Source organism: Flavobacterium lacisediminis (assembly GCF_025909975.1).
GTDB classification, from domain to species: domain Bacteria; phylum Bacteroidota; class Bacteroidia; order Flavobacteriales; family Flavobacteriaceae; genus Flavobacterium; species Flavobacterium lacisediminis.
The window spans coordinates 185,673-199,423 of sequence record NZ_JAPCIO010000002.1 but is presented as its reverse complement, the minus strand read 5'-3'; the positions used below and the strand labels follow the sequence as shown (position 1 = coordinate 199,423).

Below are 13,751 nucleotides of genomic sequence, written 5' to 3'. Positions count from 1 at the left end.
TCCTTTTATTCTGCGTTATCTAAAAATTCTTTAATCTTATCTATATACTTATCAAAAAACGAACGTTTGATTCTATCATCTGTTGTTTCTTGTTTCGTAATTTGTTGAGTTGCTTTTGGCTCCTCTTTTTCTTCCTCAACAATTGTTTCTTCAACCACAACTTGAGGGCGAGTCACCACTACTGGCTCTTCTTTTTTCATTTCCACAAATGGAGTAGCACTTTTTGTATTGTTTCTAATACTGTTCATTACTAAACCAACTGCTGTAGCATACAATGGACTTGACAACTCTTCGTTTGAATCTCCTGCTAAATGCTCGTTTGGATAACCAATTCTTGTATCCATTCCAGTAATGTATTCTACCAGTTGTTTAATGTGTTGCAATTGCGCTCCACCACCTGTTAATACAATACCTGCAATTAGTTTTTTCTTTGGATCTTCGTGTCCGTACAATTTAATTTCAGCATATACTTGTTCAATGATTTCCACAACTCTAGCGTGAATGATTTTTGACAAGTTTTTTAATGAAATTTCTTTTGGCTCTCTGCCTCTTAATCCAGGAATAGAAACAATTTCATTGTCTTTATTTTCTCCTGGCCAAGCTGAACCAAAACGAGTTTTCAATAACTCTGCTTGTTTTTCGATAATCGAACATCCTTCTTTAATATCTTCCGTTATCACGTTTCCTCCAAAAGGAATAACAGCTGTATGACGAATGATTCCATCTTTAAAAATGGCTAAATCGGTTGTTCCACCACCTATATCTATCAAAGCAACTCCTGCTTCTTTTTCTTCTTGACTTAATACTGCATCAGCCGAAGCTAATGGTTCAAGTGTTAATCCAGATAATTCTAATCCAGCACTTTTGATACATCTTCCTAAATTACGAATAGAAGCCGCTTGTCCTACTACTACGTGGAAACTAGATTCTAATCTTCCACCGTACATTCCAATTGGTTCTTTAATTTCGGCCTGTCCGTCGATTTTAAATTCTTGTGGCAAAACGTGAATAATTTCTTCACCTGGTAACATAGCTAATTTATGAACCTGACCAATCAATGCATCGATATCTGCATCTCCAATTACTTCTTCTGCATTTGGACGACTGATGTAATCGCTATGTTGAATACTTCTAATGTGTTGCCCAGCAATACCTACAACAACATCATTAATTTTATAACCCGAATCATTTTCTGCATCAGCAACTGCTTGCTGAATTGACTGTATGGTTTGTGTAATATTATTTACAACACCTCTATGAACACCTAAGCTTTTAGATTTTCCTACTCCAAGAATCTCTAGCTTTCCGTATTCATTCTTCTTCCCTATCATTGCTACAATTTTAGTTGTACCAATGTCTAATCCTACTGCAATGTTGTCTTTGTTCATAACTCTAACTATTTCTTACAAACCACTTGTTGTGTAAACATAACGTTTACCTCTTTATAACTTTTAATCAATGTATCTTTTATCGCATGATGAAAAAACGCTTTATAATTCTTTAGCTTCTTTTCAACATTTATTGGTTTCCCAAATGCTATTTTATAATCATAACTTCTGTTGGTTAACACCACATTTCCTGAAGCCATAACCTGTGCGCCAGTAATATTTTTACTTAAGAAATCATCTTTTTTGATTTCGTTAAATAAGAACAAAAACGGCTTGCAATTTTCTTCACTTATTTCGCCAGTAACTAGCGGAACTCGTGCTGAAAAATTCTCCGACAACGACATTCTATACCCTTTTGAATCAAGATAATAGCTTTCATTATCAGTAATAACTCTTACGATTGGGGTCTTTTGAGTAATACGCGTATTTAGAAATCCATCTACAGTTGAAAAAACTTGTGCTTTTTCAATCATCTCGTGATCATCGAGAACAGTTTCTAAAGTATTCAAATCTAATTTATCTTTTTGAATTGATGATGTACCTCCCAAATTTTGTATTAACAAGTTATTAACCATTTCATGTGTTAAAAACATATTTTCATTCGACTCGAATTTAATGTCTATCTTACTGATTTTGCGCTCACTATTCCTCTTTACAGAAAAGGAGTAAAGGAAAATCATTGTAAAAATGATTAACACCAAGCGAATAGTATGCCAATTAATTCTTTTCATGAAGCGCTTTTTTTAGATCTTTTACAAGCTCACCAATGTCGCCTGCGCCAATAGTTATGAACACATCAGCATCTGAATTTTCAAAAGCCGTGAACAATTCGTCTTTACTAACTAATTTCTTATTTGGATTGTTAATTTTATTCAACAACCAAGTCGAATTTACACCTTCCATTGGCAACTCGCGAGCAGGATAAATTTCCAATAATAAAATCTCGTCAAACTTGCTTAGACTTTCTGCAAAACCATCTACAAAATCTTTCGTTCTACTGAACAAATGTGGCTGAAATGCTGCAATGATTTTTTTACCCGGATATAATTCTCGAACCGCTTGATGCACCGCGTTAATTTCGGTTGGATGATGTGCATAATCATCAATATAAACTAATTTTTCTTCTCTAATTTGGAATGAAAAACGTCTTCTTACTCCTTTAAAACTTGCTAATGCTGCAATGATTTTCTCATTTGAAACACCATAAGATTTCGCCATGGCAAAAGCCAATAGTGCATTAGTCAGATTATGATGACCTGGCAAACCAAATTTTACATTTTGAACTATTTCAGTGGGTGTTTTAACATCAAACGCATAAAACCCATTTTCAATTCGGATGTTTTGAGCTGAAAAATCAGCATCATTGTTTACACCAATCGTATTTCCTTCTAGTGGTAATCCTTTGATTACGTATAAATTTTCGCTTGATGTTTTAGCTGCGAATTCTCTGAATGATTCTTCAATACTTGCTGCATCACCATAAATATCTAAATGGTCGGCATCCATTGACGTTACACAAGAAACATTTGGATGTAAGTGCAAAAATGAACGGTCAAATTCATCCGCTTCTACAACAGTTACCGTTTTTCCTGAACCTATTAAATTGGAATTATAGTTTTCAACAATTCCGCCTAAAAAAGCAGTAACATCAACACCACTTTCATATAAAACGTGACCTAAAATACTTGATGTTGTAGTTTTTCCGTGTGTTCCTGCAACAGCGAAACAATAGGTATCTTTTGTTATGATTCCCAAAACTTCAGCACGTTTTTTAATATTGTATTCTCTTTCAATGAAATAGTTCCATTCGGAATGTGAAACTGGAACGGCTGGCGTTACGATTACTAATGTATTTTCTACATAGAAATCGGCTGGAATTAAACTGATATTATCTTCAAAATGAATTTCTAAACCGATAGCTTGCAATTCATCTGTTAACTGCGTAGGTGTTTTATCATAACCCACTACTTTTTTCCCAATGTATTGAAAATAGCGAGCAAGAGCACTCATTCCGATGCCTCCGATTCCGATGAAATAAACGTTATGTATTTGATTTAGATTCATTTTTCAAATTCAATTTCAAGTTCAATATTCAATTTCAAACTTTTATTACTTACTTTTTTATTGAGCTTGTTCTTGTAATTGAACTTGCCCTTTAAATATTATTTTATTAGCTTTATTATCTCTTCAACAATATCTTTTGTTGCGTTTGGCTTAGCTAATTTTTTTATGTTTTGACTTAATTCTGATTTCTTACTTTCGTTTGAAATTAAATCAGAAAAAATCGTTTCAAATTGCGTTTCTAATTCAGATTCTTTGATTAAAATGGCTCCGTTTTTATCTGAAATTGCTTTAGCATTTTTAGTTTGATGATCTTCGGCTACGTTTGGTGACGGAATGAAAATCGTTGGTTTTCCCACAATGCATAATTCAGAAACGGATGATGCTCCTGAACGAGAAATCACTACATCTGCAGCAGCGTAAACCAAATCCATTCTATCAATAAACGCTACTACCTGAACGTTGTCTTTCTCATTATATTTTGAGTAATCGTTCAAATATAATTTTCCGCATTGCCAAATGATTTGAATGTTCTGACTCAATAGAAAATCCAATTCTTTCTCAATCAATTGGTTGATTCTTCTAGCACCTAAACTCCCGCCTAAAACCAAAAGTGTTTTTTTATTCGCATCTAAATTAAAATAAGCTATAGCTTCGCTTTTACTCGCTTCATTAATCAAATCTTGACGCACTGGATTTCCTGTTAATATCATTTTATCTTTTGGAAAAAATCGCTCCAAATTTTCGTAAGCCACACAAATTTTATGTGCTCTTTTTGCTAATAATTTATTGGTAATTCCTGGATATGAATTTTGCTCTTGAATTACTGTTGGAATATTCAACATGGATGCCGCTTTCAAGACTGCTCCACTTGCAAAACCACCTGTTCCAATAACCACATCAGGCTTAAAACTTTTTATGATTTTGAATGAATTCCACATACTTGAAGCCAACTTTAAAGGAAACATTGCGTTATCCAAAGTCAGTTTGCGTTGAATTCCTGAAATCCATAATCCTTTGATTGCATAACCTGCTTGAGGTACTTTTTGCATTTCCATTTTATCTTTAGCACCTACAAAAAGAAACTCCGCTTCTGGAAAACGATTTTTTAATTCGTTTGCAATCGCAACGGCTGGATAAATATGTCCACCTGTACCGCCACCGCTAATTATGAATCTTGGATTTTTCATCTATCTTTTATTTAAAACTGCGTTCATTGGATTTTGTCCGTTTACTAACACATCTCCATTCTCATCTTCAATTAAAGATTCTCTAATGGAACTTTTAATATCGTTTATTTTCTGCTGATTTTCATCTGCTTCTTTATCTTCGTTTAACGCTACTTGTGCATCAATAATTTGTTGTAACGCTTCATCACGTTTGCGTTTTTCCTCTAAATCCAATGCTACTTCTTCTTCTTTCTTCGTCACACTTAAAATAATTCCAATCGCAATACACGTCATCCAAATAGAAGTTCCTCCACTACTAATCAAAGGCAAAGGCTGACCTGTCACTGGAAGTAATTCCACTGCAACTCCCATATTGATAAACGCTTGAAATATAATTGGAAATCCGAGTCCGATGATTAATAGTTTTCCAAATAATGTAGTTGCTTTCTGAGCATCAATTATAAATCGGATAAACAATAGCAAATACAAAAAGATGATTCCGACAGCACCTACTAAACCGTACTCTTCCACAATTATGGCAAAAATAAAATCGGAAGAAGATTGAGGTAAAAAGTTTTTCTGAACACTTTTTCCTGGACCTAATCCTTTTATCCCACCGGATGCGATGGCTATTTTTGCTTTTTCAATTTGGTAATCATCTTCATTTGGTTTATCATCGAAGAAACTATCAATACGACTCATCCATGTATCAACACGGTTTGGCATTGCGTCAGGAAAAGCTTTTGCTACCAAAATAAACATCGTTAAACTCACAATTCCAGCTCCAATTATAATTCCGAGATATCGCATTGGATACTGCCCAATGAAAACCAACATACATACCATTGAAAAAATCAAAGCAGTTGTTGAAAAGTTCGCTGGAAGCACTAATGCTAAAATGGCAAAAACTGGCGCCCACAATTCTAATAAGGAATCTTTAAACGAATATTCTTTATCGCTTACTTTAGCTAAATATCGTGCTACATATATCATTAACACGATAAACGCTAATGTAGACGTTTGAAAACCAATACCTATAAAAGGAATTTGTATCCAACGACTGGCATTTGCACCATCAATAACAGTTCCTTTAAATAATGTATAAACTAATAATAATATTACTAACGGAATTCCGAAAATAGAAAGCGCTTTAAAGTAATGATAAGGTGTTTTGTGAATAAAAAATATGATTCCGAAACCCAACATTACATGTATAAAATGTTTGAACAAATACCCAATTGTAGTTCCTTTTCCGATAACGTAAACTAAATTAGTACTAGCACTATACACTGGCAAAAACGAGATAAGAGCCAATAGAAAAACTATAGCCCAAATGGTTTTATCTCCTCTTATTTTACCAATGATATCAAACATTTCTATCTGTTATTATAAATTATAAATTGCTTGTTTGAATTGTTTTCCTCTGTCTTCGTAGTTTTCAAACAAATCGAAACTTGCACATGCTGGCGATAACAAAACGCTATCTCCCTTTTCTGCTAAACGTTGAGCGATTTGAACTGCTTCAGACATTGAAGTAGTTTCTACCATCACATCTACAACATTATTAAATGCGTTGCTGATTTTTGTATTATCAACACCTAAGCAAACGATAGCTTTTACTTTCTCACGAACTAATGGCATTAATTCATCGTAATCATTTCCTTTATCAACACCTCCTACGATCCAAACGGTTGGTGTTGTCATGCTATCTAAAGCATAAAAAACAGAATTTACATTCGTAGCCTTAGAATCGTTGATGTATTGCACACCTTGAATTTTCAATACTTTTTCTAAGCGATGTTCTACACCTTGAAAATTAGTCAAACTTTCTCTGATGGTCTGTTTTCTAATATTCAACAATTGTGCTACAGCAGTTGCTGCCATTGCATTCTTGATGTTGTGTTTTCCTTCTAGTGCTAGTTCGTTGATTGGCATAGTAAATATTTCGTTTTTAATAGTGCTGTTAATGTTGTTATTTTCTATAAATCCTCCATCTTTTTCAGGTTTTCCTGTTAATGAAAAAGGAACTTTATTTGCTTTAATTGTATTCTTGTTTAGCCAATTTTGAATCGCATCGTCTTCATTGTCATAAATCAAATAATCGGCTTCTGTTTGATTTTTTGTAATTCTAAATTTTGAATTGATATATAAACTATAATCGTAATTATATCTATCTAAGTGATCTGGACTAATATTGGTCAAAATCGCGATGTGTGGCTTGTAATTGATGATACCGTCTAACTGAAAACTGCTCAATTCCAATACATAAATATCGTGCTTGTTTTCGGCTACTTGCCAAGCGAAGCTTTTTCCAATATTTCCTGCTAATCCTACATTTAATCCACCTTGTTTTAACAAATGATACGTCAACAATGTTGTCGTTGTTTTTCCATTACTTCCCGTGATTCCAACTGTTAAAGCATCTGTAAACTGAATCGCAAATTCTATTTCAGAAATTACTGGAATTCCTTTTTCAATTAGCTTTTTTACTATTGGTGCTTTTTCGGGAATTCCCGGACTTTTCATTACTACATCGGCATTCAGAATTAATTCTTCTGTGTGCTTTTCATCTTCCCAAGCGATTCCATTAATGGTAAGAACTTCTTTGTAATTTTCTTTTATTTTTCCAAAATCCGACACAAAAACATCGTAACCTTTTTTCTTTCCTAAGATGGCGGTTCCTACTCCACTTTCGCCTCCGCCTAAAACTACCAGTCGCATCTTATCTTAATTTTAAAGAAACAAGTGAGAAAATCGCTAACAGAATTCCAACAATCCAAAAGCGTGTTACAATTCTACTTTCGTGATAACCTTTTTTCTGATAATGATGATGCAATGGTGACATTAGGAAAATTCGTCTTCCTTCACCAAATTTCTTTTTAGTGTATTTAAAATAACTCACCTGAATAATTACTGATAAATTTTCGGCTAAGAAAATTCCGCAAACTACAGGTATCATTAATTCTTTACGAATAGCAATTGCAATTACAGCGATAATACCACCAATAGTTAAACTTCCGGTATCGCCCATGAATACAGATGCTGGATAAGCGTTGTACCAAAGAAATCCAACCAAAGCTCCAACGAATGCTGCGATGTAAACCGTCATTTCACCCGAGTTTGGAATATACATGATGTTCAAATAATCAGAGAAAATGATATTACCTGATACGAAAGTGAACAAACCGAGTGTCAGTACCGAAATTGCGGAAGTTCCTGCGGCTAAACCGTCAATACCATCCGTAAGATTGGCGCCGTTTGAAACTGCTGTGATGATTAAAATTACCATTGGAATAAAAATCAACCAAGCGTAATCTTTGTAATCATCGCCCATGAACGATAACACTTCTGCGTAATCAAATTCGTTATTTTTTAAAAATGGTATAGTGGTTGCTGTCGATTTTTCTTCTAAATCAGCAGGTTTGATGTTGTTCTCGATTTTTACTCTTGAAGTTAAAGTATCTTTTCTAACGGTTACATCTGGACTAAAATACAAAACGGTTCCTACAATTAAACCTAATCCAACTTGCCCAATTACTTTAAAAATTCCTTTTAAACCTTGTTTATCTTTCTTGAAAATTTTAATGTAATCATCAATAAAACCAATGACTCCCATCCAAATTGTAGTTACAATCAATAAAATGATGTAAATATTATTCAGCTTAGCCAATAACAAAACGGGAATTAAAGTCGCCAAAATGATGATAATCCCACCCATTGTTGGTGTTCCTGCTTTTGCAGTTTGCCCTTCTAAACCAAGTTCACGAACCGTTTCACCCACTTGTTGGTTTCTCAAATAGTTGATGATTTTTTTTCCGTAAATCGTAGCAATTAACAACGACAAAATAAAAGCTAATGCCGAGCGAAAAGTAATATATTGAAAAACTCCTGCTCCAGGAACATCAAAGGCTTTGTCTAAGTATTGAAAGATGTAGTATAACATATTGTTTGCTTAGTTTTAAAGGTTAATTGTTGGCTTTTATTTGTTTAATTGTTGTAATAATTCAGTTACTATTTGTAAATCGTCAAAGTCGTGACGGACTCCATTAATTTCTTGATAGGTTTCGTGACCTTTTCCAGCGATTAGAATAATATCGTTAGGATTTGCCAATTGACAAGCGGTTTTAATAGCTTGCTTTCTATCTAAAATGGAAACTGTTTTTTTGAAATTTTGAGGTTCTACACCTTTTTCCATTTCTTCAATAATCGTTTCTGGATTTTCGGTTCTTGGATTATCTGACGTAAAAATGGCTTTATCACTCATTGATGAAGCAATGTGAGCCATAATTGGTCTTTTTGTTTTATCTCTATCGCCACCACAACCTACAACTGTAATCAATTGTTCGTTTTTTGTACGAATATCTTCAATCGTTTTTAATACATTTTCCAATGCATCAGGTGTGTGAGCATAATCTACAATTGCAGTGATTTTTGTATCGGAAACAATAAATTGAAAACGTCCTGAAACACTTTCTAACTCAGAAAGTAAACGTAACGCTTCTACTTTTTCTATTCCTAATTCTACTGCAACTCCGTAAATCGCTAGTAAATTATATGCGTTGAATGAACCAATTAATTTCACCCAAACTTCATTATCATTGATTTTTAATAACAATCCCGATAATTGGTTTTCTAAGATTTGTGCTTTGTAATCGGCATACGATTTTAAAGCATAAGTTAATTTCTTAGCCTTCGTATTTTGAAGCATTACCAATCCATTTTTGTCATCGATATTAGTAATTGCAAAAGCTGATTTAGGTAAATTATCGAAGAACGATTTTTTTACATCGCGATATTCAGCAAACGTATTGTGGTAATCTAAATGATCATGTGATAAATTGGTAAAAACGCCACCTTCAAAACGCAAGGCTTCTGTTCTTTTTTGATGAACGCCGTGCGAAGAAACTTCCATAAAGCAAAATTCGCAACCTTCTTGAACCATTAAATCTAAAAACTTGTTAATAGTTAAAGAATCTGGAGTTGTATGTGTGGCTTTGAATTCTTGTTCGTCAACCATGATCTTTACGGTTGATAACAATCCAACTTTAAAACCTGCTTTTTTGAACAATTGATATAATAGTGATGCAATAGTTGTTTTACCATTAGTTCCCGTAACACCAACTAATCTTATGTTTTCAGAAGGATTTTCGTAGTAATTAGCCGCTAAAAAAGCCAACGCTTCGTTAGAATCTTTTACTTTAATATAGGTAACGCCATTTACAATTACACTAGGAAATTCTTCACAAATTACCGCCACAGCACCAAGACTTAATGCTTTTTCAATATAATCATGACCATCAGAAAGTGTTCCTCTGATAGCTACGAAAACATCGTTCAATTCAATTTTTCTCGAATCAAATTCAATTTTTGAAATAGTAATATCAGTAGCTCCATGAACTGCTTCAATTCCTACTTTATATAATATGTCTTTTAATTGCTTCACGATAATTCGATTATAATAGTTTGGTTTTTGTTAAAAGCTTGTCCTGATGTTAATGATTGTTTTTTCACTCTACCCACACCAATTACTTTTACTTTTAACCCTAAATTCTCTAATAATGCCACAGCATCCATACCTTCCATCCCTTTTACATTTGGAACAACTCGCTCTTCCTTTTCTGCTTTCTTATAATATTCTGCATAGTTTTTTTCTTGAGAAACAACTTTAGCATCGATATTTTTCACATGATTTGTCGATGGAGAATCGGTAAATATTTTTTGTGCGATTCTTTTGAAAACTGGTCCAGCAACATCGGCTCCGTAATATCCTGCAGCAACATTTGGTTTATGAACAACTACTATACAAGAATATTTAGGTTCATCTGCTGGAAAATACCCTACAAAAGAAGAAGCATAGTATAATTTCGATTTGTCTTTATAATTCACTTGAGCTGTTCCTGTTTTTCCTGCCATGGAGAAATCTTTTGAATACAATTTTGAACCCGTTCCTTTCTTTACAACATTTTCCAAAACGGCATGAACTTTATCTAAAGTTTCTTGCGAACAGATTTTTGGATTGATTACTTGGGTATCAAATTTCTTGATGGTCTTGTTCCACTCTTTGATTTCACTAACGAAAATTGGTTTTATCATTACTCCATCATTTGCAACCGCATTATATAATGTCAAAGTTTGTAATGGAGTTACTGATAATCCGTATCCAAAGGCCATCCAAGGCAATGCTACTCCCGACCAACGATTTGTTCCTGGTTGTGGAATAACTGGCTTTCCTTCACCTTTTATTGGTAAACCTAGAGGCTTATTCAATCCGTAACTATTGATTCTATCTACAAATTGTTTTGGATTGTCTTTGTAACTATTGTAAACTGATTGTACTAAAACCGTATTGGATGATACTTCAAATCCTCTTGCTAAAGAAATTTTTCCATAACCACCTTTATGTGAATCCCTTACTCTTCTGCCATAATATTGAACTTCACCACCATTTGAATTATAAACCGTACTGGTATCTGCTTTTTTATCATCTAATACCGCAATTAAATCAACTAGTTTAAAAGTAGAACCTGGTTCGTGAGATTCAGTAATGGCATAGTTTTGTGTTTCATAATACGAACCATCTTCAGATCTTCCTAAATTTGAAATTGCTTTGATGTGACCCGTTTTTGTTTCCATAACCACTACGCATCCGTGGTCTGCGCTGTAATACTCTAATTGTTTTAATAAAGCATGGTGAGCAATATCCTGAATGTAAACATCAATTGTAGAAATAATATCGTAACCATCTTGAGGATCTTTCTCGTTGATATCGCTAATTGGTTTCCATTGATTTTTAGCAATTTTTTGCATCATACGATGACCGTTCTTTCCGTTTAAGTAATCGCGAAAAGCATATTCTAATCCTTTTCCATCTTCGTTTGAACGTTCGTAACCAATGGTTCTTTTTGCTACTAATCCAATTGGATGTTCTCTCACAATTTTTTGCTCAATAATCAATCCGCCTTTGTTCGCCCCTTTATTGAACATTGGAAAAGTTTTCAAACGCATTTGTTCAGTATAACTCAACTTTTTTGCAATGAAAACGTAACGACTTTTATTAGCTCTTGCTTTTTGTAGTTTCGCTTGATAATGCCCGGATGATTTTCCAAACATAACCGATAGTGAATCAGAAAGTCCTTGAACATTCTCTTTAAACAATTCTGGTGTAGGTGCCACCGCATCAAAATAAATAGTGTATTCTGGAATTGATGTTGCTAACAAACTTCCATCAGCCGAGTACACATTTCCTTTGTTGGCTGGAATTGGAAAATTTTTAACCGTTCTTTCTTTTCCTAATTTTCGGTAATAATTACCTTCAACCCATTGAATATTATTCAGTTTAATCAAAATAAATACAGCCATTATGAAGAACATAACAGCTACAAAATACATGCGATACGATATTTTTTTATCTTCTATTGCCATATTTTTAATTTATCCCAAAAACTTTTTTTACTTTCTTTATCTTCAACAACAACTTTTACTGGAGGCACTTCTGAAGGCAGAATTTGACGTGTTTCCATTTTCTTAGCTACCGTAGATTCCATTTTTAACTTCATCAATTCAGAACGACGATCTACAAACTCAGAACGTAATTCTTTAACTTGATTATTTAATTCGGTGATTCGGTAATTTTTTGCATCGTATTGATGATTATTTGCAATAGCAAACATTCCAAGAACCACAAGAAAAACAATGAACTTCCAGTTCTTAAGAGCGTCATCACTAATAAGAAACTTGGCTTTTAATAAACTGTAAATTCCGTCTTTCATTTTTTAAATTTTTTCCGCTACTCTTAATTTTGCGCTTCTTGCTCTATTGTTGATTGCAATTTCTTCTTCTGATGGGACGATTAGTTTTTCGATAGTTTTAAAAGGAACTTCAAAATTTCCGAAGAAATCACGTTCTGGTTCTCCTTCAAACATGCCGTTTTTTACAAAACGTTTTACCAATCTATCTTCTAATGAGTGATATGAGATAACACTCAATCTTCCGCCTGGTTTTAGAATTTCTAAGGATTGCTCTAAGAATTCTTTTAACACATCCATTTCTTGATTCACTTCAATTCGGATGGCTTGGTATATTTGGGCTAAAATTTTATTGCTTTTATGTCCTGGTAAAAACTTAGCCAGCACCTTTTTTAATTCGTCAGAATTCTTAATTTCTTTATCTTTTCGAGCTGTTACAATTACGTTTGCCATAGCTCTTGCATTTTTTAATTCGCCGTAATCAAACAAAACTCTTGCAATATCTTGCTCATCATATTCATTAACAACATGATAAGCACTGATGTCACCTTTTTGATTCATTCGCATATCCAATTCCGCATCAAAACGGGTTGAAAAACCTCTTTCTGCCACATCAAATTGGTGAGATGAAACTCCTAAATCAGCTAAAATCCCATCTACTTGCTTGATTCCATGGAAACGTAAAAAACGTTTTATGAATCTGAAATTTTCATTGATTAAAGTAAATCGCTCGTCATCAATAGCGTTTTTCAAAGCATCTAAATCTTGGTCAAAAGCGAATAGTTTTCCGTTTTCACCTAAACGACTCATAATTTCTCTCGAATGCCCGCCACCACCAAAAGTAACATCCACATACACACCATCAGGACGAATATTCAATCCATCAACTGTTTCTTTTAACAATACTGGATTATGATATTCCATCTTCGTCGTCATTAAAATTACCCATTACTTCTTCTGCCAAATCTGCGAAATCACCAACAGCGTTTTCAATCGCATTTTCGTATTTATCTTTATCCCAAATTTCGATGATATTAATCGCTGAATTCAGCACAATATCTTTATCAATTTGAGCAAAAACCACTAAATCTTTCGGAATTAAAAGTCGCCCTGTTGCATCAATCTCTATCATTTTAACTCCTGCTGTAAATCTTCTAATAAAATCGTCATTCTTTTTATTGAAACGATTTAGTTTATTGATTTTCAACATCATTTTATTCCATTCACTCATTGGAAACAACTCCAAACAAGGCTGAAAAACCGAACGTTTCAACACGAAACCATCCTCTAAAGAACCCAATTGTTTCTTTAGCGACGTAGGCAGCATAAGCCTTCCTTTGGCATCTACTTTACATTCGTATGTTCCGATTAGTGTTTTCAATTTTTAT

The 13,751-nt window shown here is 33.7% G+C and carries 12 protein-coding genes; all 12 read right to left on the bottom strand.

Annotated elements, in window-relative coordinates; genetic code table 11:
• Positions 1-5 precede the first annotated feature (5 nt).
• Positions 6-1,388 (bottom strand): cell division protein FtsA, encoded by a 1,383-nt coding sequence (ftsA, locus tag OJ995_RS03510; RefSeq protein WP_264368172.1) that lies wholly within the window; start codon positions 1,386-1,388, stop codon positions 6-8.
• Positions 1,389-1,396: 8 nt separating this feature from the next.
• Positions 1,397-2,119 carry a cell division protein FtsQ/DivIB gene (locus OJ995_RS03505; protein WP_264368171.1) on the bottom strand — a complete coding sequence of 241 codons (723 nt, stop codon included), beginning with the start codon at positions 2,117-2,119 and terminating at the stop codon, positions 1,397-1,399.
• Positions 2,106-3,452, bottom strand: coding sequence for a UDP-N-acetylmuramate--L-alanine ligase (murC, locus tag OJ995_RS03500; protein ID WP_264368170.1), 1,347 nt, complete (start codon positions 3,450-3,452; stop codon positions 2,106-2,108). Before murC ends, OJ995_RS03505 begins: the two co-directional genes overlap by 14 nt.
• A 98-nt stretch (positions 3,453-3,550) precedes the next feature.
• Positions 3,551-4,639, bottom strand: coding sequence for an undecaprenyldiphospho-muramoylpentapeptide beta-N-acetylglucosaminyltransferase (gene murG / locus OJ995_RS03495; RefSeq protein ID WP_264368169.1), 1,089 nt, complete (start codon positions 4,637-4,639; stop codon positions 3,551-3,553).
• The gene (locus OJ995_RS03490; RefSeq protein WP_133608176.1) at positions 4,640-5,992 is read right to left on the bottom strand and encodes an FtsW/RodA/SpoVE family cell cycle protein; all 1,353 of its coding nucleotides are present in this window, start codon (positions 5,990-5,992) and stop codon (positions 4,640-4,642) included.
• A 12-nt stretch (positions 5,993-6,004) separates the two neighbouring features.
• The gene (gene murD, locus OJ995_RS03485) at positions 6,005-7,339 is read right to left on the bottom strand and encodes a UDP-N-acetylmuramoyl-L-alanine--D-glutamate ligase (RefSeq protein WP_264368168.1); all 1,335 of its coding nucleotides are present in this window, start codon (positions 7,337-7,339) and stop codon (positions 6,005-6,007) included.
• A 1-nt stretch (position 7,340) separates the two neighbouring features.
• On the bottom strand, positions 7,341-8,561 hold the full coding sequence (gene mraY, locus OJ995_RS03480; protein WP_133608181.1) for a phospho-N-acetylmuramoyl-pentapeptide-transferase: 1,221 nt from the start codon (positions 8,559-8,561) through the stop codon (positions 7,341-7,343).
• A 36-nt stretch (positions 8,562-8,597) separates the two neighbouring features.
• Complete coding sequence (locus OJ995_RS03475; RefSeq protein WP_264368167.1) at positions 8,598-10,061, bottom strand: UDP-N-acetylmuramoyl-L-alanyl-D-glutamate--2,6-diaminopimelate ligase; 1,464 nt, start codon at positions 10,059-10,061, stop codon at positions 8,598-8,600.
• Positions 10,058-12,040, bottom strand: coding sequence for a penicillin-binding protein (locus OJ995_RS03470; protein WP_264368166.1), 1,983 nt, complete (start codon positions 12,038-12,040; stop codon positions 10,058-10,060). Before OJ995_RS03470 ends, OJ995_RS03475 begins: the two co-directional genes overlap by 4 nt.
• Positions 12,031-12,387 (bottom strand): FtsL-like putative cell division protein, encoded by a 357-nt coding sequence (locus OJ995_RS03465; protein ID WP_133608187.1) that lies wholly within the window; start codon positions 12,385-12,387, stop codon positions 12,031-12,033. The genes OJ995_RS03470 and OJ995_RS03465 overlap by 10 nt, the downstream gene beginning before the upstream one ends.
• Before the next feature lie 3 nt (positions 12,388-12,390).
• Positions 12,391-13,299 (bottom strand): 16S rRNA (cytosine(1402)-N(4))-methyltransferase RsmH, encoded by a 909-nt coding sequence (rsmH, locus tag OJ995_RS03460; protein WP_264368165.1) that lies wholly within the window; start codon positions 13,297-13,299, stop codon positions 12,391-12,393.
• Entirely contained in the window at positions 13,274-13,744 is a 471-nt protein-coding gene (gene mraZ, locus OJ995_RS03455) for a division/cell wall cluster transcriptional repressor MraZ (protein ID WP_264368164.1), read from the bottom strand. Before mraZ ends, rsmH begins: the two co-directional genes overlap by 26 nt.
• Positions 13,745-13,751 lie beyond the last annotated feature (7 nt).